The sequence below is a fragment of the Butyrivibrio sp. WCD2001 genome, assembly GCF_000424485.1.
Lineage (GTDB): Bacteria > Bacillota > Clostridia > Lachnospirales > Lachnospiraceae > Butyrivibrio.
In genome coordinates this window covers 275,245-299,210 of sequence record NZ_KE384200.1, presented here as the reverse complement: position 1 = coordinate 299,210, position 23,966 = coordinate 275,245, and the positions used below count along the sequence as shown (strand labels likewise).

Sequence of the window (23,966 nt, the reverse complement as noted above, 5' to 3'; positions counted from 1 at the left end):
GCTTAAACCTCTTCCAAAACCTTTGTGATTTCATCCCAGTTCAGTTCCTTGAGTAATCTGAAAAGCCGCTCGAATCTGTCATTGTTTTCGCTTCCGCAATCATACTCCTTCATGTCGAGAAGTACCATTTCGAAGGAATCATAGTCCATCACCGGAGCGAATTCCTTAAGTGCCCCATAGGCCTCTTCAATGGTGGCTTCGTCGCATTTCTCCTTCTCTTCATTGTCCTCTTTTTCGGACAGCTTTGAAAGGCTGTTTTTGTACTCTCTGTACATTTCAAGAAGCGAAGTCGTGTTTTCTTTTATTTCTTCAATATTTCCGGTCTTTCCTGCTTCTTCCATTTTAGCAGAAAGTTCGGACAATTTCGACGCTCCGATAATTCTGGCGGAGCTCTTAAGGGCATGTACCTTTATGGTGTAAAAATCGTAATCCCCTTCATCATAGGCCTTTTCAATCTCATCCGCCTTTTGTTCCACAGTGAAATAGAAGGTATGAAGTGCATCAAGAAAAGCCTTGCCGTTTCCGCAGTTTCTAATGCCCTCAGTCACATCAATTCCGTTAACGGAGAACAGCCACTCCATGCCCTCCATGGGATTTTCGTTCTCTCCTGAATTTTCTTCGGATGCAAAATCAGTGGGATCCGGCTCCTGCAATAATTCCTCGGGGATATTGCTCTTAAGTGTTTCCTCAAGCTTTTTAACATTCACGGGCTTCTCAAGATATCCGTTAAATCCCTTCTTTACATAGTAGTGCTCGCCGCTGTGAGCTGCATTTGCAGTCAACGCAAATACAGGAAGCTCGTACCCTTCTTCCCTTATCCTTTTAAGTGTTTCGATTCCGTCCATCTCAGGCATCATGTGATCAAGAAGTACCAGTTCATAGTGCTCCTTTGCCAGCTTTTTAAGGCATTCTTTTCCGCTTAGCGCTGTGTCCACATTGAGCTTCGTTGCCTTAAGAAGCCCCTTTAATACCTGCAGATTCATCTCGTTGTCATCAACAACAAGGATTCTCGCGTCAGGTGCGATGAAGCCGGGAACGTAGTTCTCCTCGTCATCTGCAGCAGTTTCATCTTCCTTGAACTCACCTATAGGTTCATCCTTTTCCACCTTCTGTACCAGTGTAAAGAAGAACTTCGATCCCTCGCCATAGGTACTCTCACACTTAAGCTCATCTCCCATAAGTTCAACAAACTGCCTGGAAATATCAAGTCCCAGACCGGTTCCCTGGATGCCGCTGTTTTTCTGCTCCTCAAGTCTCTCAAAGGCTGAGAACAGCTTGTCCATATCCTCGGGTCTTATTCCGATTCCGGTGTCGGATACGCTGTAATTTATGGTACAGGTATCGCCTTCCTTCTTCACAAGCTCAAGAACCAGTTTGAAGGATCCCTCCCTCGTGTACTTGACAGCGTTTGTCAGAAGGTTCATGAGAACCTGTTTTATTTTGCCGTCATCGCCGTAGAGATAGCGCGGTATCTCCGGATCTATTTCCGTTTCAAAAAGAAGATCCTTTTCGTTACTCCTCACTCGGATCATGGTTGTTATGGTCTTCAGGAATTCCCAGAGGTCATAACTTTTCTCCACAAGATTCATCTTCCCCGACTCTATCTTGGAGAGGTCAAGGATATCGTTTACAAGTGACAAAAGCGTCTCTGAAGCCCTTTTTATCGATACGGCATAACCTGTTACCTGTCCTGAGTACTGCGGCATGGAGAGGCTCTTATCCTCTCTAAGGATCATCTCATCCATACCGATTATAGTATTGATAGGCGTTCTGATTTCATGCGACATATTTGCAAGGAAACGTGATTTAGCGCTGTTAGCCCTGTCGGCCTCCTCTTTTGCAACACGAATTTCCTCGTACTGTCTTCTGATAATTGTCGATCTGAGGAACCACCAAACCAGGAATCCGACTGAGCCTGCTACAAGGACAACCATACCTATTCTGAATATCGGAAGCTCTGTAAAATGAGCCTTTTTGTATATAGGATAGACTTCGTCCCTCAGGACTTTTCTTGTATTCTTATCGAGCACCTGAATGTGCATCGTATAATCTCCGTAGGGCAAATTGGTGTACGATAAAGAAGACAGTTCATCCTGATATACACTGACACCGTCGTCCTTTGCACCATCAAGGTAGAATTTGATGAGAGGATTCGACAGCAGGTAATTCAATATCGATATTTCAAACTGTATACGCCTTGCGCCTGCAGGAATTTCATAGACTCCGTTCTCACCTTGCACAACCGGCTCGTCGTCTGCAGTAACCTTGTCCAGATCAATGAGATAGCCATTGTCAAAGGCATCATAGGATGTGGTCGAGACTTTTCTTACACCGTCAGTACAGCATAGGAGAAGGTCACCCTCCTCACCTGTAATGCTGTTCCACGCATTAGCTGTAAGTGATGTGTTAAAACCTCTGGAGTAATCCAGCAAATCCAGTGTATATTCTTCGTTTTCAATCACGTCATCTGCTTTAGCAATGAAAATTCCGGCGCTGGAGCTTATCCAGGCCACCTTATCGGGCGTGATATAAACGTCATAGCAGTTGGTATAGGGAAATGCATCCAGCTTTCTTATAGTGCTTCTGTCGTCATAGTACATCGCATTACTTGTGACATAGATGAAGCCGTCATTATAGGGCACGATGCGAAGGACCACCTGTGTTCCCAAGCCTTCCTCGGGACCCTTATGGCCGATTATTTTGTGATCCTTTATAATATATATTCCTTCGCCGTCCGAACCGGCGAGTATGCTTCCGTCCTTATCCTCCACAATTGTAAGCATCTGCGGGGATTCCATGCCCTCCTCTTCTCCGATAGTACAGACTATCTCATCTCCGTCTATGAAGTTAATACCCATATTGCTGGCTGCTACAACTTCTCCGTTAGACAGTTCAAGGCAATACCTGAATCTTCCGCCAAGCGTTCCGCTCGTCTCATTAAAAGACTTAACCTCTCCGTCTGCGCTTACTCTTATAAGTCCGTCCTTGCCATAAGTTGACAGCCATATATTATGCTTGCTGTCGACCATCTGATGCCTTATACGGACTCCTTCGAAGTACTTAATATAGTCGTAATCCTTCGCTGTACAAGTCTCTTCATCAAGAATTGCAAGGCCCTTGTCCATGCCGATGTATATCTCTCCATGATCAACGAGGACGCTGTTTACGACCGCTTCATCAAGTCCGGCTTTCACAAAGACGTTGTAGAAGGGATTCTTGGAAAACTCCAGCATTCCCTGTTTATTTGACGAAAACCACACATTGCCCTGGTAATCATAGATACAGTCTGAAACAGAGCTTCCAAAGCCGTTTTTCATAAGTCTCGTGACATTACCGTTTTCATCAATGATACCTAGTCCGTTCTCTGCGCAGAAAAAGCAGCCTGTTCCATTCTGCTCCGGTACAAGCTTGTTGTAGTAATTTATGTTTTCTGTTTCGACCTGTCCTGTTATCTCAATGTTTCCGCCATTGTAACTGCAGCGCTGAAGTATGTTGTCCGAGGTTCCGAGATGGAGTGTATCTCCGTCTGTACAGGCCACTGTCGTATAGGTAATGCCTGTCTCCTCAAATTCCAATTCCTGAAGAAGGTCACTACCTTTCAGGAAAAACAGCGTTCCACCGTTAGTGACTCCGGCAATGATGCCGTCTGTCACATAACTCATAGATCTTACTGAGGTGATACCCGTCAAATCATCCAGTTTTTCCAGCGTCATATCCTCATGTATAACTGTTATGCTTGAAACTGTCCCGACATAAATGTTTCCGCTGTCATCCTCACATATTGATCTTATGGAATCAGCACTCAGTCCGTCCTCAGAGGTAAACCTGCTCTTCTCCTCAGTTTCAGGGTTATAGCACACAAGCCCCGTATCGTTTGTGCCTATCCATAGCCTTCTCTTCGAATCAACGTACATGACCATTACGTTGCAGATATTGTCATCTATATCAGCAGCTTCGAATTTTATTCCGTTATATCTGTACAGTCCCGAATACGTCCCAACCCAGATATATCCATCAGAAGACTGTGCCAGCGCATTTATCTCATTGGATACAAGCCCTTTACTGGTGTCATAGCTTATGGATGAATATTCAGCCAGATAGTCTCTTTGCCTGTTATACCCGGCAGCCGCCTGAGTTGATGTTTTACCGCCGTTATCTGCCATTATTGCGCTTTTGGCCTTCGCTACTATTGTATTATTGATCTTAGCTGTTATCGCATGATTCCCTATGTCCCCGGATTTATAATCCGATGATACCCCCTGCAAAATATAGCCAACCCCCAGAGCAATAAAAAGCGCCGCAAGTATCAAGGCGACAGATTTTCTGTGATGGATCTGCCGCTTTCTTTGCGACGTATTGCTTAATTTGTTTAACGGTATCATGCTATTACCTATTATTCTATTATTACCTATTATTCTATTGTTTTCAGCCATTCAGCTTTTCCTGAGATTTTATTAATTGCGTGGCTTTTGTTTTTTCCTATGATTCTTTGTCTTACATAGGTTCAGAAAACATCATTCTTACTTAAATTCTATTCTATCATATAGCTTTTTTCAGATTATAAAGGGAGAATTTATAATATATAAAAATTCGATAACATTTTCCCTTTATTTAGCTGTTTGACACATCTTCATCCATTTATACCACTTCCCATCTGTGATTTTTGCATTTTCACACGCTTCACAGATGGACTTTTGTCTGTCAGCTGTGTTTTTTCCATTTCTTCTTATTTCACAGATTCTTTCTAAAACCATTGTCTGTGTTTTTACCCTTATTTTCCAAAACACAGATTACCTCATATAAAGACATCTGTGTTTTGCTATGTCCTTTCTATTCCACAGATTCATGTGATAATTGCTTCTGTGTTTTTATACTTTTCTTTTATTTCACAGAGATCATCGACATCTGGTATCTGTGTTGTATACATATCACTGTGTTCCACATATAGCTTGAAGAAGAATCCTACTATCTCAACCTATATATCTTTCATTTTGTTTACATCTTGGTAGTAAAAACCTCTCAATAGACCAAGATATCTCTTATTTCCCATCTTTCTTGGTAATAAATCTCAACTACAATACCCAGATATCTCCCATTTTACTTCCATCTTGGTAACATAAACTTTCCCTTAAGCCAATATATCTCTTATTTCATATATATTTTGGTATTATATTTTTACAACCATACCCAGATTTCTGCCATTTAGTTTCTATCCTGGTAATTACCGCCACCACGCCAAAAGACATCCCAATATACCCACACATAAATCCAGACAAAATGATAAAGGGCTGTGGATAATGATATCCACAGCCCTCTTAAAGTCATATAATATGAAAGTTCTGCCCTCGGGCTAAAGCCCTCGCCAAGTGATTACTTTTCAGCGAGTGCAGCCTCAAGCTTCTTTGTAAGTGCAGGAACGATCTTGTTAAGGTCGCCTACTACTCCGTAATCTGCTACATCGAAGATAGGAGCGTTCTCATCCTTGTTGATAGCGATGATGAGATCTGACTCTTCCATACCTGCAACGTGCTGGATAGCTCCGCTGATACCGATTGCGAAGTAAACCTTAGGACGAACAGTCTTACCTGTCTGACCTACCTGAAGATCCTTCGGCTTCCAGCCTGAATCTACAACTGCACGTGAGCAAGATACTGTTCCGTGAAGAACCTTTGCAAGGTCCTCAAGGATCTTGAAGTTCTCAGGGCTTCCAACTCCACGTCCGCCAGATACAAGGATCTTAGCTTCCTGGATATCCTCAACCTCTGAAACTGCCTTAACGATCTCAAGGATCTTTGTATAGCATGCATTCTCTGTAAATCCGGGATTGTACTCAACAACCTCAGCCTTAGCGCCCTTTACAGGAGCAATCTTCTGCATAACGCCGGGACGTACTGTAGCCATCTGAGGACGGAAGTCAGGGCAAGCGATAGTAGCGATTGTGTTACCACCGAATGCAGGACGAGTCATGAGGAGCTGCTTATGCTTCTGCTCCTGACCCTCTACAGGGTTAAGCGGGAAATCACCGATATCAAGCTGTGTACAGTCAGCTGTAAGACCTGTGTGAACACGTGAAGATACGCGAGGACCAAGGTCACGACCGATTGCTGTAGCACCAACAAGAAGGATCTCAGGCTTGTACTCGTTAATTACAGATGCAAGTGCGTGTGTGTAAGGCTCTGTACGATAATCCTTAAGTTCAGGATCGTCAACAACGATTACACGGTCAGCGCCGTACTCTGCAAGAGTATCTACAAGATTGCCTACCTTGTCACCAAGAAGGACTGCTGTTACTTTTTTCTCATCAAGATCATTAGCAAGATCTTTTGCTTTGCCCAGAAGCTCTAATGCAATGCCTGAAAGCTCATTGTCTACCTGCTGAGCAAATATAAATACACCCTTATATTCTTCTAAAGACATGTTTTGTTCTCCTTTTTATAACTAATTTGCTGCTATTACGCAGGTATTATATAACGTGCTTCTCTTCGAGTTTTCCGAACAGATAATCAACTGCTTCATCAGCTGAATCAGCAACGATCTTCTCGCCGGCACCCTTCTTAACCTTATCGGAAGCCTTAGCGATCTGAGTAGGTGATCCCTTAAGACCGAGGTTAGAATCCTCAACATCCTTAAGATCTGCTCTTCCCCAAACAGTTACTTCCTTCTCGAAAGCATCGAAGATTCCGCCGGGAGTCATGTATCTGGGCTCGCCAAGCTCTGCAAGAGCTGTAATAAGGCAAGGCATCTTAGCCTCTACCATGTGATAACGATCCTCGAACTGACGCTTAACAACAACAGTCTTTGCCTTCTCGTCAACCTTGATCTCCTCAGCGTAAGAGATTACAGGAAGTCCAAGGTGCTCAGAAATCTGAGGTCCAACCTGAGCTGTATCTCCATCGATAGCCTGACGGCCTGTGATTACGAGATCATACTCAAGGTTTCTGAGTGCGCCTGCGATTGTTGAAGATGTTGCCCATGTGTCAGCACCACCAAGTACGCGGTCTGTAACAAGAACTGCCTTGTCAGCACCCATTGCCATAGCCTCACGAAGAACTGCCTCAGCCTTGGGAAGACCCATGGTTACAACAGTAACTTCTGCGCCATATTCATCCTTAAGACGAAGAGCTGCCTCAAGACCTGCTTTGTCATCAGGGTTCATGATTGCAAGCATTGCTCCTCTGTCGAGTGTTCCATCGGGTTTAAACTTAACCCCGCCCTTTGTATCGGGCACCTGCTTTATGCAAACTACAACTTTCATTTGTTTTCTCCTTATTAAAAATTGTAAATAGTCCTTTGTGAATGGTTCCGGATATTAGGAAAGTAATGCTCCACTGATAACCATTCTCTGAACCTCAGATGTACCCTCGTAGATCTCTGTGATCTTAGCATCACGCATCATTCTCTCTACTTCGTACTCTCTGATGTAACCATAACCACCGTGAAGCTGAACAGCCTTGGTTGTAACATCCATAGCAACCTCTGCAGCGAAAAGCTTAGCCTTAGCAGCTTCTACAGAGTAACGATCCTTGTTCTTCTTAGCATCTGCTGCTGCGTAAACAAGCATCTTAGCTGCTTCACACTGTGTAGCCATGTTAGCAAGCTGGAACTGTGTATTCTGGAACTGACCGATTGAACGACCAAACTGCTTTCTCTCCTTAACGTACTCAATTGTACGATCAAGAGCGCCCTCAGCAATACCAAGAGCCTGTGCAGCGATACCGATACGTCCACCGTCAAGTGTGTGCATAGCGATCGGGAAGCCCTTTCCTCTAGCGCCAAGAAGGTTCTCAGCAGGAATGTGGCAATCCTGGAAAATGAGCTCGTATGTGGATGATCCACGGATACCCATCTTGTTTTCCTTAGTACCGAATGTAAACCCGGGTGTTCCCTTCTCAACGATAAATGCTGAGAATTTCTTTGTCTTTCTGCCTCTCTTATCCTCAACGATATCTGTGTAAGCGATGATGATATAAACGTCAGCAACCTCACCGTTTGTGATGAAGCACTTAGAACCATCAAGGATCCACTCTTTACCGTCTTCTGAAAGAACAGCCTTGGTCTGAACGCCCTGAGCATCTGTACCAGCCATGGGCTCTGTAAGACCGAAAGCACCGAGCTTCTCACCCTTTGCAAGGGGAACAAGGTACTTCTGCTTCTGCTCTTCTGTACCGTATGTCATGATAGGATCGCAGCAAAGTGATGTGTGTGCGGAAACGATAACTGCTGTTGTACCGCAAACCTTTGCAAGCTCCTCTACGCACATAGCGTATGTAAGAGGATCACATCCCTGTCCGCCGTATTCCTTCGGAATCGGGATACCCATGAAACCGTACTTCTGCATCTTCTTAACGGTCTCCATAGGGAATACCTCTGTCTCATCCACATCTATAGCGTGTGGCTTAACTTCTTTTTCTGCAAACTCTTTGAAAAGAGCTCTCGCCATTTCATGTTGCTGATCTAACTGAAAATCCATGAAAATATCCTCCTAAATGAATTGTTGTCTAAGGAAGTTCTGCTCTCAGGGCAAAGCCCTTCGCCAGAACAAAGTATTACACTAGGCGCCAAAGGACGGCGCCTAGTGATTACTTTTACTTTTTATCAGTGGGAACCTTACCGCCGTCGCTGTAATCGTAGAAACCGATACCAGTCTTAACACCAAGCTTCTTACCACGAACCATCTTACGAAGAAGAGGGCAAGCACGATACTTGGAATCACCTGTCTCCTTGTAGAGAACGTCCATGATTGCAAGAACTATATCAAGTCCGATGTAGTCACCGAGTTCAAGGGGTCCCATAGGATGGTTGCAGCCAAGCTTCATAGCTGTGTCTACGCCCTGGATATCGGAAACGCCTTCTGAATATACGAAGATACCTTCGTTGATCATAGGAACAAGGATACGGTTTACTACGAAACCAGCTGCCTCGTTAACCTGAACGGGAGTCTTGCCAAGATCCTCAGAGATTTTCTTGATCTTCTCAACGTCAGACTCAGGTGTGTTAGCACCCTGGATAACCTCAACCAGCTTCATAACAGGAGCGGGATTGAAGAAGTGCATGCCGATAACGGGCTTCGGAAGTCCTGCACCGATCTCTGTGATTGAAAGAGATGATGTGTTAGATGCAAAAATGCAATCAGGATTCTTTACGATGTTCTCCTCAAGTTCCTTGAAGAGGTTCTTCTTGATATCCATAACCTCAAGAGCTGCCTCAACTACGAGATCAGCGTCTGTGCAGATGTCGTTAAGACCTGTCTGGATCTTGCCGATGATAGCATCAGCCTTAGCCTGATCGATCTTTCCCTTAGATACCATCTTGTCGATGCTCTTCTTAATCTTAGCAAAGCCGCCCTCAGCGAACTCTGTCTTAATGTCACAAAGATAAACCTTATCTACTGTGTCTGCCTGTGCAAATGTCTGAGCAATACCTGCTCCCATTGTACCTGCGCCAATTACTGCTACTTTCATTTATATATCCTCCTAAAAGTTATTTATTCTGGAAATCAACCACTTTAACCTTCTTCGGGTCGTCCTTCTTGCGAAGGAAGTTAGCCATACCTTCACGCTGATCTTCTGTCTCGAAGCAATCGCCGAAGATCTTCTCCTCGAGCTCAATTGCCTTATCGATATCAAGCTGAAGTCCATCGTTGATAGCCTTCTTGCATGCACGAACTGCGATAGGAGCCTGTGCTGCAATTGTGTTTGCCATCTTCTCAGCTGCAGGAAGAAGCTCTTCCTGTGTATAAACTGCATTTACAAGACCGATTCTGTATGCCTCGTCAGCCTTGATGTTGCGTGCTGTATAGATAAGCTGCTTAGCCATACCTGCACCGATGAGACGAGCAAGTCTCTGTGTGCCGCCGAATCCGGGAGTGATTCCAAGACCAACCTCGGGCTGACCAAACATAGCGTTGTCTGAGCAGATACGAATATCACAGCTCATTGAAATCTCGCAGCCGCCACCAAGAGCAAAGCCGTTAACTGCTGCGATTGTAGGAATGGGGAATGTCTCCAGCTTTCTGAAAACATCATTTCCTTTCTTACCGAATGCTTCACCTTCTGCCTTTGTAAGAGTGCTCATCTCGCCGATGTCAGCACCTGCTACAAATGACTTTTCGCCTGCACCTGTAAGAACGAGAGCTCTTACTGTGTTCACATCAATGCTATCAAGAGCAGCATTAAGGTCATCAAGAACCTGGCTGTTAAGAGCATTGAGTGCTTCAGGACGGTTGATTGTAAGAACAGCGATTTTGTCCTTAACTTCAACATTTACAAATCCCATTTTCTTTGCCTCCTTGTTCGTTTCTATAATTTAGGTATATCAGCAGAACCTTAAGCCTGCCTAAATACCGTAAATTCTTTTTTCGTATAAAAAGGAAACGGAAAAATCCGTTTCCTTTTAGCATTTAATTAGTCTCTCTCAACGATAGTTGCACAACCCATGCCGCCACCGATGCAAAGAGTAGCAAGACCACGCTTCTTGTCAGATCTCTGCATCTCATGAAGAAGAGTAACAAGAATACGGCATCCTGATGCTCCAACAGGGTGTCCGAGTGCAATTGCACCACCGTTGACGTTAAGCTTTGAAAGGTCAAAATTAAGATCCTTTCCAACAGCTACAGACTGAGCTGCGAAAGCCTCGTTTGCCTCATAAATATCGATATCATCAATTGTAAGACCTGTGCGAGCAAGAACCTTCTTTGTAGCTGCTACAGGGCCAACACCCATGATAGAAGGATCAACACCGCCAAGAGCTCCTGCTACCCAAGTAGCCATAGGCTTAACGCCGAGCTCCTTAGCCTTCTCTTCGCTCATAACAACGATAGCTGCTGCGCCGTCGTTGATACCTGAAGCATTACCTGCTGTTGTAACGCCATCCTTGTTGATAGGACGAAGCTTTGCAAGACCTTCCATTGTAGATCCCGGACGAGGGCCTTCATCTGTATCAAATACAACTGTGTCCTTCTTAACCTTAACTTCTACAGGAACGATCTCATCCTTGAACTTGCCTGCCTTCTGAGCTGCCTCAGTCTTCTGCTGGCTGTTAAGTGCGAACTCATCGAGCTCTTCTCTTGTAAGCTTCCACTGCTCTGCTACGTTATCAGCAGTCTGGATCATGTGGTAATCATTGAATGCATCCCAAAGAGCATCATTTACCATGCAATCCTTTAATACGCCGTTATTCATACGATAACCGAAACGAGCCTTGTCAAGTGCGAAAGGAGCCATTGACATGTTCTCCATACCACCTGCAACAACGATATCAGCATCACCTGATAAAATCTTCTCAGCTGCCATGTTTACGCAGTTAAGACCTGAACCGCAAACAACATTGATAGTAACAGCCGGTACCTCAACAGGAAGACCTGCCTTGATTGAAGCCTGGCGAGCTACGTTCTGGCCAAGACCAGCCTGGATAACACATCCCATAAGTACCTCGTCAACCTGCTCCGGTTTAACTCCTGCTCTGTTAAGAGCTTCCTTAATAACAATTGAACCAAGATCTGCAGCCGGTGTGTTTGAAAGGGCGCCGCCCATTTTACCGATTGCAGTTCTGCAAGCACCTGCTAATACTACCTTCTGTGCCATAGATGATACCTCCGTTTCGGGACTATTTTGTCCGCATTTAATTGTATTTTTTGTTGCTTGTTATTTTTTTGTCACAACGAATATATTATAGCATGCATGCGATTTTCTATGCAAGGAAAAGGACAGACAATACACTCTTTTTTTGTAAATTTTTTGTTAAGATGTTCTATTTGCCCATAAATCTAAAAGTCAATATAAAATATTGGATTAAATTTAAGAAAGTCTTAAAAAGTTATCCACAATTTTTGAAATAGAAATGCCTATTTTTCGACTTATACACGGAGTTATCCACACCATCCACATTTATCCACATTAAAAATCAGGTTTACACAATTTTGAAGCGAACATATTTTTTGTGCGACATCCACAAAAATTAAAGATTTGTAAACTATCTTTTATTAAATTGCACATTCGATTGTAAGAATGCTATAATTTGTTTATAAAATTTAGGATTTTGTCTGACAGAATTCTAACCCATAATACACTGCAAAGGGGATGATCGCATGAAATTCACTATTATTGGAAAAAACATCGATGTAACACCCGGACTGAGATCCGCCGTGGAGGAAAAAATCGGAAAGCTTGAAAAGTACTTCACCCCGGAAACCAACATCAATGTAACATTAACCGCTGACAAGGATCGCCATAAGATCGAAGTTACCATTCCCGTTAAGGGTAAGATCATCAGATCCGAGCAAGTCAGTAACGACATGTACGTTTCAATAGATCTTGTGGAGGAGATCATAGAACGTCAGCTAAAAAAATACAGAAGCAAACTCGTTAACAAGCATCAGACTGAGATCAGTAATTTCAAGAAGGAATACATTGAAAATGATGATTTCGATGATGAGGAAATCAGAATCGAGCGTGTAAAGAAGTTTGATCTTAAGCCCATGTACGTTGAGGACGCAGCTATTCAGATGGAGCTTCTCGGACACAGCTTCTTCGTATTCATAAACGCTGAGACAGACCAGCCGAATGTAGTCTATAAGAGAAAAGGAAATACATATGGCTTAATCGAGCCAGAAGTTTGAGAAAACTTATAAATCCCCCGGCAAAGCCGGGGGATTTTTGATTTTAGTATATTTTTCTTCCCTTCTCATCAGGGATTCCGCATCTGCGGAAGAAGTAACTGTTCACGATGTCGCACCATTCACGTGCATTTCTGACCTGTCTCTCAAATCTCTCGGATACATTATCAAAAACGCGTGCAGGCACTTTACCTTCAAGACTCTGCCACTTTTTCTGCATTGCAAGAGCTTCTTCGTAGCCCTCAAAGTGTGTATCGTAGATATGCTGAATAACCGTTTTTCCTGACTTTAAGACGTGTTTATAGGGTGTCTTATGGAAAAACAGCAAGAGTTCTTCGGGGGTAGTCTCCGGCTTAGAGAAATTCTCCTTGTTGGGAGATCTGTACTGAAGTGCATAGCCGGTACCCTCAGGTCCACGCTCTACGCCTATTCCCTGCCAGTCTGCACGGTGATAGGTTCCCCATCTGTCATATTCATAACCTTCGACACTGGGACCGTAATGGTCATGAGGTGTTACCATCCAGCCGATGCCAAGAGGCGATGTATAATTCTCATAAGTTCTCCAGGAGCCAAGTTCAAGCTCGCAGATAACCTTCTTGTCTTCATCCTTAAGCATAGGATAAGTAAGGGCTGTCCACTCTGCCACAATCTCCTCAGCTGAAAGCTCCGTATTCCATGCAAGGCGTCCGAAGCCGTACAAGTTTGCTGCTGCAAGATCATTTCCTGTCCAGTTCTCATCATTACCCGTATTTGTTACGGCTACCATTCCGCCGCGAAGCGCCTTATCCGCTCTTCCGCTTATTATGCCCGCAACAGTGGAGTCTTTCACATCAGGAAGGTATGTATCAAAAGAGAGTATCTCCTTGAACCAGGGCATAAGATAACACAGATCTATCTGATGGCCGGTGTACTCCTGTGCAATCTGAACCTCCAGCATCTGGCGTGTCTTTGATAACCCGCCGAAAAGTGGAGATACAGGTTCTCTTACCTGGAAATCCATCGGTCCGTTTTTTATCTGCAAAATGACGTTATCAGCGAAACCGCCATCCAATTGACTAAAGTAGTCATACCCTGCCTTGGCACGATCTACAGTCAGATCTCTCCAGTCCTGCTGGCAGTTGTAAACAAAGCATCTCCAGATGACCGTAGCACCAAAGGGAGCCAAAGCCTTCGCGAGCATGTTAGCACCGTCGGCCTGAGTTCTTCCATAGGTCATGGGACCGGGTCTGCCCTCAGAATCAGCTTTAACAAGGAATCCACCAAGCGTAGGAGCCTTCTCATACACTTCCTTAGCCTTCTTGTTCCACCACTCCTGAACCTCGGGCTTTAAGGGATCAGCTGAGCCTATAGGAGTATCTATAGGGCTTGCAAAATTGATACACACATACATCTTTACGCCGTAAGAATTAAAGAGATCCGAAAGCTCCTTAACCTTCGCAATATATCTGTCTCCGATGAGCTCAGTAGCAGCATCCTTAACATTAACGTTATTGATCGCAACGGCATTTATACCCATTGATGCAAGAAGACGGGCATAGTCTCTTGTCCTGTCATCTATTATGATCTCATTTTTTTCATAGAAAAATGAATTGCCTGAGTATCCTCTCTCAATGGAGCCATCCATATTATCCCAGTGATCAAGCATTCGGATGGGGTTGGACGGGACCTCTGTAACGCGCCTTCCTTCATCTATCTTCCCAAGTCTAATAAGCTCCAGCAGACGAAAAGCACCAAAGATAAGTCCTTCTCTCGCTGTAGCCTCTATGACGAGTTTATCCTCACTTCTTGATATTCTATAAGAATCTCTTAAAATATCAGAATCTTCCGCACTCTTTTTCTGAAGTTCTGTGCCCTCGTTTTCCACATAACCAAGGAATTCATCTGCGGAAATAATCTTAAGAACAATACCCGCAGACTCTTCTTCTGAAGTTTTTACTGCTTTTCCAAACCAGATATCCGCAGCTCTTTTTATCTCTTCAAAAGCAGCTGCCGCATCAGTCTCAGATGGCAGATACACTCCTTCGAAATATTTATCAAAACCGGCCACCCGGTCTTTATCTTCTTTATAATCAAGCCAGCATTGTGCCCACATAGAAACCACATTCCTTTCCAAACTCAAAAGATATTGCGATACAAAAGGTACTATCCTTTCATCGCTCACTATAGTATATAACAATAGCTCGTATATCCTTCAACTCATTTATTGCTTTGTCGGTATCTATTTTTGCGGAGCCGTTACTGCCAAAGCTTTTTCCTTTGTGTCGTGTGCCCCAAAGGAAAGGGAAGGCAAAAAAATACCGGTGGATGATTCCACCGGTATTTGAAATTCTGTTTTTATGTTTTAGAAGATTCTTCTTACTGAAAGAACCTGTCTGTAGCTTGCGTTTGAAATCTTGATACCTGTCTTAGCTGATGAAGCATGTACGATCTGTCCGCCACCAATGTAGATACCTACGTGACCTGAGTAACATACAATATCACCGGGCTGTGCATTTCCAAGACCATCAACTGCTGCGCCGACACTTCTGTCCGCACCACTTGAGTGAGGAAGGCTAACGCCGAAGTTAGCATATACACTCATAACGAAACCTGAGCAGTCTGCACCGTTTGTAAGACTGGTTCCACCATATACATACGGATTACCAACGAACTGCTGTGCATAAGATGCAACTGCAGATCCGATTGAACTTGACTGTGTTGTGTAGCTTGCAGCTGAATTGTAGCTCTTAGAGCTTCCGCCATCATTGGATGAAGAACTCTTAGTATTCTTCTTAGCCTGAGCAAGAGCAGCCTTACGAGCCTCCTCTTCCTTCTTAAGACGAGCTTCCTCTTCTTCCTTGGACTCAGCCTCAACGAACTCTGTAGAAAGCTCTACATAATCCATTGATACATAACCTTCACCTTCCTCGATGCTGACCTTAACCCAGCCATCAAGCTCTTCGGTTACAACAAGTTCGTCCTCGATAGGAACAAGACCAAGCACTTCATCATCAGTGCTGGGGCCACTTCTAACTTTAAGAGTAGTAGTTGTAACTGTAGCGATTCGCTTACCAACTTCCTTAGCAAGTTCAACAGCGTCTTCACCTGTTACACAGTACTCAGCTTTAACATATCCTTCAACACGACCGGACTTAATCTTGTACCAGCCGTCTACTTCTTCAATAAAAGTACCAACGGAATCATCGTAAAGTTTACCAATGATCTCGCCATCTTCTTCGCTCGGGTTATCACGAACATTAACATAATCATTAACGTTAGCAATTACGAGGGACTTAAAACGCTCCTCTTCCTTCTCCTCAGCTGTCATCTCTTCCTCAGAGTTGTCCTCTGTACCTGTTCCGGGCTCCTCTGCGGGAATTGTGGCACCTGTAGCCTTCTGAATATCATTAAGGATATTCTCCTGCAAAGTTGATGCAAGAGGAGTAGTTTCTGTTATAGTAACAGCAGATTCCTGAATATCGGGCTCTGCTGCTTCATCCGAATTCTCATCAGCGAGATTAGAGAGAGATACTGAATCTCCTGTAAGCGCATAGCTTATTCCTGCGGAAGGCAGTACATTTGTCACCTTAGATGACGAAGCGCTAGCATTCATACCAGTTCCTCCAACTGTTACGGCTGCAGCGACCCCCATCGCTATAAGCTGCATTCTAGTCTTTCGCAAAACAAACCTCCAAAATTTGTTACAAATTTGTTACATCTTTTAACAATATACTCTGTCTCGTTCGATTTGTCAACCTTTCTTAAACATTTTCGCGTAAAATTGCAAGGCTTAAATAAGCCATTTTTCAAATTGACGAATCTATTAACTCAATTTAAAACGCCCGCAAGCCCAGTATCCATGCGGCTTGCGGGAATTTCAATATATTGTGGATAATTTTTTTCCAGATACAAGAAATTGTAAATTGACCGAATCAGTTTCCTTTTTAGGTAATAAACTAGCGGCTTGGAAAACTTTTCCCAAATAATATTTTCCTCACTTTTTACCCACAAAGAAATCCTGAACCGATGTAACGGCATTTGCACCGTCTGCAACAGCGGTAACAATCTGGCGAAGGCGCTTCTTCCTGGAGTCGCCTGCCACAAAAATACCGGGTGTTGAAGTAGCACCGCTCTCATCGGCAATTATATATCCGCTCTCATCCATATCGCAGAGGCCGCTGAAGCTCTCTGTAAGCGGATGGATACCGATTGCAACAAATAATGCATCAGTGGCAACATCCTGTGTTTCACCTGTCTTAACATTCTTAACGGAAACCGCAGTAACTTTGTTGTCTCCCTTAACTTCTTCGATAACGCTGTCCCAAATAACTTCAACATTGGGAAGTGCCAGAAGCTCATCCTGAAGGATCTTGGCAGCCCTAAGCTCATCTCTTCTGTGCACCAGATAAACCTTGCTGCAGCCTCTTGCCAGGAAAATAGCATCCTCAACCGCAACATCTCCGCCGCCATTAACAACAGCTACCTTATTTCTGAAAAATGCGCCATCGCAGGTTGCGCAATAAGATACGCCTCTTCCGGTGAACTCCTCTTCTCCCTTGATACCAAGCTTATTATGAGAAGCTCCTGTTGCAAGAATTACAGACTTTGTTTCATATTCACCGAGATCCGTAACAACTTTGAAAACAGGTGCCTGGGTATCGGTGCCTTCTTTTTCCATTAATATAGAAGAAACACATCCTTCAGCGAACTCAACTCCGAGCTTATCGGCATGCTCGCGGAACTTCATTCCCATATCAAAACCGTTGATTCCGGGAAGTCCCAGGTAATTATCTACTTCATATGTAATTAAAATCTGTCCGCCCGATACGGGATCTTTTTCAATAACAAGAGTATCAAGTCCTGCTCTCTTTGCATAAACTGCTGCTGAAAGGCCTGCCGGGCCCGAACCTATGATAATAAGATCTTTCATGTTAAAAGCCTCCTATAAATATTTTGCAATTACATTGTGTACAATCTTTTGTTTATCCAAATAATAATACCATCTCCTAAATTTGTAAATACCTTTTTGTGTTATTATATAAAAAAATGATTTTAGGAGACTGCCATGCATTCAAATAAAGGTACTGTGCTTATCACAGGTGCTTCAAGAGGAATAGGAAAAGCCATAGCCGAAGCTTTCGCAAAAGAGGGCTATAATCTCTTCCTTTGCTGTAAAAACAATATAGATTCACTTACCGCTTTCGCCGATTCTCTTGCTTCGACATGCGGGATCATCGCGGAAACATTTTGCTGTGATGTCTCGGATGAAAAAAGCGTAAGCTTAATGTTTGAAAAAATGAATACCATGAAGATCGGCTTCCCTCAGATTGTTGTTAACAATGCAGGGATTGCCTGGTATGGTCTTCTGACCGATATGACCTCGGATGAGTGGCACGATATCATAGGTACCAATCTTGATTCTGTATTTTATATATGTAAAAACGCCGTTCCGCACATGCTGCAGAGCGGCGAAGGTCGCATAATAAATATTTCTTCCGTATGGGGAAATGTCGGTGCTTCCTGCGAAGTTGCGTATTCAGCCTCTAAGGGAGGCGTCAATTCCTTCACAAAAGCACTTGCCAAGGAGCTTGCTCCCAGCAATATTCCGGTAAATGCAATCTCCTGCGGAGTAATTGATACCGAGATGAATTCCTCCCATCTGTCAGAGGAGGAGCTTATGGATCTTGCCTCGGAGATACCTGCGGACAGGCTCGGGAAACCGGAAGAAGTCGCTGAACTTGCGGTTAACCTTGCTACTGCGCCAAAGTATATGACGGGACAAGTTATTACTATTGATGGGGGATGGATTTAATTTAAAACCGCATCTCCAGTTTGGGAGCGAGGGCGTACATGCCTGCTCCAATCGCAACGATTACGAAGGAGATAATCTGGGAGGTTGAAAATACTCCAAGACTTCCTCTGTAATCTGCGCGGAAAAATTCGATGATAAATCTTCCGACACCGTAAAGGATAAGGTACATCGATGCCGTTCTTCCCTTTACATCAGTCTTGCCGGAATACCATATAAGGAAAAGACCTATAAGGAAATCGCCGGCGGAGGACATAAGCTGTGTAGGAATCAGCTGTACTCCGTTGGGTGCAAAGTCCGAGTGTGTAAACACTACATGAAACGGACTTGTGGTCTCTGCGCCATAGCAGCAGCCAGCGCAGAAGCATCCGATTCTTCCAAAGCCCTGTGCAATCGCAACAGCCGGCATTACCACATCAAAGTATCTTAAGAATTCCTCGTGCCTTGTTTTCACATAGATAAGGCTGGTTAGGATTCCTCCGATTATTCCTCCGTATACGACATAGCCGTTTGCAAAATCCCATAGTATAGAAGGATTTTTGAGTATATTCGGGAATTCCACAATATAAAACAGAAGCCTGCATCCAAGCAGGCCTCCGATAATTGCGCAGTAGAAAATACCATAAATTGTATCTTCAGACAGGCCCTTCTTTTTTCCCCTTTTCAGTACTATCATGAGCGCTGCAAGAAATCCTACAGCTATCATAAGGCCGTACATGTGTAATGTAACAGGACCTATCTTAATATCATTAAACATAATTCCTCATTTCCGGTATTGATCTAAAGCAATTATTTTTTCATCACTTTATCAATCGCTGCTATCACCTTATCCTCATCAAGAGGTTTGGTGATAAACTCAATCGCGCCATTCTCCAGCGACTCTTTGACCTTTTCATTCTGCCCTGCGGCAGTAATCATAACAACCTTTGCATCCGGGTATGACTTGTGGATCAGCTTCAAGCCCTCAATACCATCCATAACCGGCATGGTAATATCCATCGTAACAATGTCGGGATTGTATTTGCCGTAGTCGTTAAACCCTTCCTGCCCATTCGTAGCTTCAGCAACAACAACATGCCCGTTTCTCTCAAGCATATCCTTTAAAACACGTCTGGATGTTCTGGAATCATCAACTATAAGAATGTTTGCCATAGCCCCTCTCCTCTATAAAACATTACTTAACAGTAACATTACCGCCTAACGCAACAACAAGAAGTCCCTGTGCACCGCAGCAGTAAACCGGCATAACTCTGAACTGGTCTCCCGCAATCTCACCAAACTTTGTTATAAAGTAAGGCGGATCAAGATCAATCTTCTTGCCCTTTTTACTTCTGTCGGTAGCATACAAACCATTTATACAATTGATCAGCTCACACATTGCATCAAGCGCATCTTCCTCGGTCTCAATGAATTCCTCCTTGGTATAGCCCTTCGCCATTTTCTGAAGTTCCTCATTTTTCCCGATAAGCGCCACCGTAGCACTGATATCGCCGGAGAATACCTGGTAAGCAATGCACTCACCCTTAACATTCCCGGCAGTATATGCATTATCTATTGCAAGATGAGCATCCACAAGCCTGTAGATATTCTTTATTCCATATCTGAAAATATCATTATATTCGGCATCATCCGTACCTGTGAAAATCGGTACAATGAAATCGACATCACAATTCTTAAGCGCTGTCATCTGTTCATCCGACATCTGCTTTTCCTGCTGATACTCTTTCAAAATAGCATCAACATCCTCAAGCGTCATATGTCCTTTCTCCACAAGCGCCGACGTGAAGGTAAGAAACTCGTTGCCCTGAAGAGAAAGAAGATATCCAAGCTGCATCTCGGTCAGATAACCTCTCTCCACCGCAAGATCGCCGAAACGTTTATCCATTGTCGCCTGAAGAGCGTTAATCTCCTCAGCCTGAGCAACAGTCATAAGCTTCTCACTTACTGCTATAACCCCGAGCTTTGCTCGCTTTGACTCATGAATCTGGTAAACTGCAGACAACTGCTCTTTGGTAAGTCTGCCCTTCTCAAGCAGATATTTTCCCATGATTCGATCAAACATAACACCCCTCCATGTTCTGTAAAGAATCAAGCAAAATTAAGTTATATACATGATACCACAATTCGTACCTTCAAGGTACATATTAGTCTTGCTCTTCGTCAGTGTTTTTCGAAGCTATTCCCTTTCCGCTCATAGCAGACTGGATAGCTGCCTCTGTCTCGGAAAGCTTTTTCTTTGCGGGCTTACTGCCGCCCTTCTTAGCTTCTGCAGCCTGGCCCACAAGGTGAAGCGCAAGCATTCTCTCTCTCGGGATCATTATCTTCTCGCCGGCGGGATTGATAATAACTCCGGCCTTATCTCCTACAAACTTGAGAATATCTGCAAACCCAAATACAGCTCCTCTGTATTCGGTGTTTCTGAACATCTTTGAAAACTCGATTCCGTCAGTGAAAACCGGAAGGAAGTGCTTTTCATCAGTACTCTTGATCTCAGGGAAACGAATCTTAGTATCTGCTGTAAACTTGAATCTTCCGTCATCAAGCACCTCGACAGGTCCCTCATGCTGCATGGGAACAATGTACTTAGCAGCCTGCGCTGCTGTAGCCATGCGCATCTCCTTGGCCTTAAGTACTTCTTCTCTCTTTTCATACTTAACGGGCCATCTCGCCTCTCCGAGGAAATCAAGGATCGCAAATACAAGCGCAGGGTTCTTGGGTGATTTGTCACCGTTTCCGCCCCAGTCATCGGGTGCTGCAACAATCTCGTTTCTCTTAAAGTGTGCTCTGTAATAGCCGTTATCCACGATAAAATTCTCGATTCCGAGATAGTACAGATAATCGAAGAAGGTTCTTCTCTCGCTGGCTGACTCGGCTTCATTGTCTGCCTTGCAGGGACGAACGGCTAGCTGTCTGAACTGCTTTGCGAATACTTTTACAGCTTCCTCAGCGTACTCTTCACTTGAATAGATGTTTATGTAACCGTGATCAATGAAGGGATAGCCTGTAGTCTTATCAAAAAGAACATACAGAGTTCTCGCATCGCGGACTCTTCCGAGTATCTCGTTGTAAACTTTCCTGTGATTTGCCTCGTAGCCCGGAAGAGGAGCAACCTTATTGAATTTCTCCTGCACAGTCAGAAGGAATAAAAGCTCCTGAAGAGAGAAGAACTTTATGGTCTCGGGGTTTAAATTCTCTTCATATACAAGCTCTCCGATCTCATCCTTTCGCTCATCGGTAAGAGGATCCTCGAAGGAAACCTCTTCCATTCCCTCTGTCTTTACGGGATTGAGCTTTCCGGGAGTAGGCCATCCGAGCTCCTTATGCTTTTCCTTAAGCTCTGAAATCGCCTGCTCTTTTCTCTCAGCTTCCTGCTGCTCTAAGAGTGCCTCTTCCTCTTCTTTATTCTTCTTACCACCTAAAAAATTAAAAATGCCCATTAAAAATCTCCGTTCTCAAAAAATGTCCTTGAAAATCCAATGAGGTAATCCACATCAAGTACGCCTGCCGTCTCATAGGGAGAATGCATAGCTAGCTGCGCCATACCTATGTCCACTGTTCTGACCGCAACCTGTGTACCCGAAATATTGCCGAGAGTTGAACCTCCTGCCACATCGGATCTGTTGGTAAAGGTCTGATAAGGAACCTTTGCCTTTTCGCAAACCATCTTGCAGATAGCTCCGGATACCGCATCCGTTGTATACTTCTGATTTGCATTGTACTTAATTACGATGCCCTTGTTCATCTGAGGTCTGTTGACCGGATCCGCTTTCTCCGCATAATTGGGATGAACCGCATGCGCGTTGTCCGCAGATACCATGAAGCTGTTTGCTATAGAAACAAGATAATCCTCTCTTGTCTTTGAAAAGCTGTCATTTATCCTTTCAAGAGTATCCTTAAGGAATGTGGAAGCTGCACCTTGTCTTGTGGTGCTTCCAACCTCCTCGTTATCAAATACAACATGCATTATAACATTCTTTTTGTTCTCAGCGCTCATAAATCCTTCAAAAGAACCATAACAGCACTCAAGATCATCAAGTCTTCCGGCTGATACATACTCTTCGGAAGCTCCCCAGACACTGGGTTCTACCCTGTTATAGAGGAAAAGGTCGTGCGATACGATATCCTTCTCCTTAACGCCTGCTGCCTTTGCAATAACAGACATGAACTTATCCTTACTCTTTTCATCTCCGAAAATCGGGAGCATATCCTTTTGAGCGTTGAATTTGTGACCATCGTTCGCTTCTCTGTCCATGTGAATTGCAAGTGAAGGAAGCATCACAAGATCCTTATCAACATTCACAAGCTTTGATTCCACGCCTATGGAACCTGCTGATTTTCTTACCATAACTCGTCCCGCAACGGAGAGCGGTCTGTCAAACCAGGGTGCACAGAGCATTCCGCCATACTTTTCAACATTGAGAGTGACATAAGCTCCGACTGCATCGATCTCGGGATTCTCCTTGATTTTGAAGGAGGGTGAATCGCTGTGACTTGCGATCATGTAAAAGCCCTTGTAATCGCTCTTTGGAAGTTTGAATGAAATAATGGAAGATTCGCTTCTTGTCACAAAATATTTTCCGCCTTTTTTAAGCTTCCACTTTTCATTCTCGGACAGCTCAGTAAAACCGTCTGAGAGAAGTCTCTCCTTAAGCTCTGCTACCGCATGAAAAGCGGTGGGACTTTTCTTAATAAAATCCGTCAATCCTTTTACTGTTTTTTTCATAACTTACTACCTTCTTATTTTCCTGTTCTTATTCTATCCTGAAGTCCTTTATAGAACTCTGACATTTTTTCTGTATTGAGGCTCTTTCCGCCGCGAAGTACCGGTCTCTTGAACCTGAAATTCTTAATATTGTTAAGCAGATACTTTTGTCTGAAGTCCAACGATTCTGCCGCTGTGGAAATAGCTTCCATCGCTCTTTGCGGAACCGTAGATATTGCTTCCTTGGCCTTGGCAGGAGTTGATGCCGCAGTCATATAGACACCCTCCATCTTATCATCAAACTGAGCCATAGCGCCTTCTACGATATCCAAAAGATGTATCAAACTCGAAACTGTAAGCACAAGGTCCGCCGCGAGATAAGCCATAAGTAAAAGCGCCACAATCTCTGCAACAAATGGATGAATCATAGCCTTTATGTTTTCCGAAAACGGAAGAACAAATCTTGTAACAAGTATTCCTGCTACTCCAAAGCCCAAGGTCGCCGGAACGCATACACGTCCGTTGATGTTGAGCGGAATATCATTGTATTCCCACCAGACTGCGTGGAATCTCTTCTCGAGAAAATATGAGGTGCTGTATTCAAGCACGACACTTCCAAGTGCACAGATCACGAATATTTTCCAGAGAGGAATCATGTTGTAGGGTATTCCTCTGAAAAAGGGAAGATACCCGAATACCACTTCACACGCCACAGCACCTGTACCATAAATCGGACACAAGGGTCCAAAGAGAAACCCTCTGTTTCTCCAGTGTCCTTCCTTGACTGTGCAGTAGATACACTCATATATCCATCCAACGAAGCTGTATATCATAAACTCAATAAATAGCTTACTTATCAGCAT

19 protein-coding genes are annotated in these 23,966 nt (G+C 43.9%); 2 read left to right on the top strand and 17 right to left on the bottom strand.

Annotated features, from left to right (window positions below; genetic code table 11):
* Window positions 1-2 precede the first annotated feature (2 nt).
* From G630_RS24020 to G630_RS0119165, 8 genes are all read right to left on the bottom strand, one after another.
* A complete protein-coding gene (locus G630_RS24020; RefSeq protein ID WP_049946318.1) occupies window positions 3-4,433 on the bottom strand; it encodes a hybrid sensor histidine kinase/response regulator in 4,431 nt (1,476 codons plus the stop codon).
* Window positions 4,434-4,607: 174 nt separating this feature from the next.
* A complete protein-coding gene (locus G630_RS0119195) occupies window positions 4,608-4,787 on the bottom strand; it encodes a hypothetical protein (RefSeq protein WP_022762771.1) in 180 nt (59 codons plus the stop codon).
* A 583-nt stretch (window positions 4,788-5,370) separates the two neighbouring features.
* Window positions 5,371-6,417: an electron transfer flavoprotein subunit alpha/FixB family protein gene (locus G630_RS0119190; protein WP_022762770.1), complete on the bottom strand. Its 1,047-nt coding sequence runs from the start codon at window positions 6,415-6,417 to the stop codon at window positions 5,371-5,373.
* A gap of 46 nt (window positions 6,418-6,463) precedes the next feature.
* Entirely contained in the window at window positions 6,464-7,255 is a 792-nt protein-coding gene (locus G630_RS0119185) for an electron transfer flavoprotein subunit beta/FixA family protein (protein ID WP_022762769.1), read from the bottom strand.
* A gap of 54 nt (window positions 7,256-7,309) precedes the next feature.
* Window positions 7,310-8,470, bottom strand: coding sequence for an acyl-CoA dehydrogenase (locus G630_RS0119180; RefSeq protein WP_022762768.1), 1,161 nt, complete (start codon window positions 8,468-8,470; stop codon window positions 7,310-7,312).
* Window positions 8,471-8,585: 115 nt separating this feature from the next.
* Window positions 8,586-9,461 (bottom strand): 3-hydroxyacyl-CoA dehydrogenase family protein, encoded by an 876-nt coding sequence (locus G630_RS0119175; RefSeq protein WP_022762767.1) that lies wholly within the window; start codon window positions 9,459-9,461, stop codon window positions 8,586-8,588.
* Between the two features lie 19 nt (window positions 9,462-9,480).
* A complete protein-coding gene (locus tag G630_RS0119170; protein ID WP_022762766.1) occupies window positions 9,481-10,275 on the bottom strand; it encodes an enoyl-CoA hydratase-related protein in 795 nt (264 codons plus the stop codon).
* Between the two features lie 128 nt (window positions 10,276-10,403).
* A complete protein-coding gene (locus tag G630_RS0119165) occupies window positions 10,404-11,582 on the bottom strand; it encodes an acetyl-CoA C-acetyltransferase (RefSeq protein ID WP_022762765.1) in 1,179 nt (392 codons plus the stop codon).
* 503 nt (window positions 11,583-12,085) lie between these two features.
* Here G630_RS0119165 and hpf point away from each other — a divergent pair.
* Window positions 12,086-12,616 (top strand): ribosome hibernation-promoting factor, HPF/YfiA family, encoded by a 531-nt coding sequence (gene hpf, locus G630_RS0119160; RefSeq protein WP_022762764.1) that lies wholly within the window; start codon window positions 12,086-12,088, stop codon window positions 12,614-12,616.
* A gap of 43 nt (window positions 12,617-12,659) precedes the next feature.
* Here hpf and G630_RS0119155 read toward each other — a convergent pair whose 3' ends face one another.
* The 3 genes from G630_RS0119155 to trxB form a co-directional block, all read right to left on the bottom strand.
* Window positions 12,660-14,705, bottom strand: coding sequence for an alpha-glucuronidase (locus G630_RS0119155; RefSeq protein ID WP_044959916.1), 2,046 nt, complete (start codon window positions 14,703-14,705; stop codon window positions 12,660-12,662).
* Between the two features lie 249 nt (window positions 14,706-14,954).
* Window positions 14,955-16,274 carry a C40 family peptidase gene (locus tag G630_RS0119150; protein WP_026499495.1) on the bottom strand — a complete coding sequence of 440 codons (1,320 nt, stop codon included), beginning with the start codon at window positions 16,272-16,274 and terminating at the stop codon, window positions 14,955-14,957.
* A gap of 312 nt (window positions 16,275-16,586) precedes the next feature.
* The gene (gene trxB, locus G630_RS0119145; RefSeq protein ID WP_022762761.1) at window positions 16,587-17,522 is read right to left on the bottom strand and encodes a thioredoxin-disulfide reductase; all 936 of its coding nucleotides are present in this window, start codon (window positions 17,520-17,522) and stop codon (window positions 16,587-16,589) included.
* Between the two features lie 135 nt (window positions 17,523-17,657).
* On the opposite strand from trxB, the gene ymfI reads away from it, so the two are divergent.
* Entirely contained in the window at window positions 17,658-18,404 is a 747-nt protein-coding gene (gene ymfI / locus G630_RS0119140; RefSeq protein WP_022762760.1) for an elongation factor P 5-aminopentanone reductase, read from the top strand.
* A gap of 1 nt (window position 18,405) precedes the next feature.
* Here ymfI and lgt read toward each other — a convergent pair whose 3' ends face one another.
* The 6 genes from lgt to G630_RS22975 all read right to left on the bottom strand — a co-directional run bounded on the left by lgt (window position 18,406) and on the right by G630_RS22975 (window position 23,966).
* Window positions 18,406-19,158 (bottom strand): prolipoprotein diacylglyceryl transferase, encoded by a 753-nt coding sequence (gene lgt, locus G630_RS0119135; RefSeq protein WP_026499494.1) that lies wholly within the window; start codon window positions 19,156-19,158, stop codon window positions 18,406-18,408.
* Window positions 19,159-19,190: 32 nt separating this feature from the next.
* Window positions 19,191-19,553, bottom strand: coding sequence for a response regulator (locus G630_RS0119130; RefSeq protein WP_022762758.1), 363 nt, complete (start codon window positions 19,551-19,553; stop codon window positions 19,191-19,193).
* Window positions 19,554-19,575: 22 nt separating this feature from the next.
* A complete protein-coding gene (locus G630_RS0119125) occupies window positions 19,576-20,463 on the bottom strand; it encodes a chemotaxis protein CheX (RefSeq protein ID WP_026499493.1) in 888 nt (295 codons plus the stop codon).
* Between the two features lie 82 nt (window positions 20,464-20,545).
* Complete coding sequence (locus tag G630_RS0119120) at window positions 20,546-21,838, bottom strand: SseB family protein (RefSeq protein WP_022762756.1); 1,293 nt, start codon at window positions 21,836-21,838, stop codon at window positions 20,546-20,548.
* A complete protein-coding gene (locus tag G630_RS0119115; protein ID WP_026499492.1) occupies window positions 21,838-23,124 on the bottom strand; it encodes a M18 family aminopeptidase in 1,287 nt (428 codons plus the stop codon). Before G630_RS0119115 ends, G630_RS0119120 begins: the two co-directional genes overlap by 1 nt.
* Before the next feature lie 14 nt (window positions 23,125-23,138).
* Window positions 23,139-23,966, bottom strand: a complete 828-nt coding sequence (locus tag G630_RS22975) for a putative ABC transporter permease (RefSeq protein WP_049946317.1) — start codon at window positions 23,964-23,966, stop codon at window positions 23,139-23,141.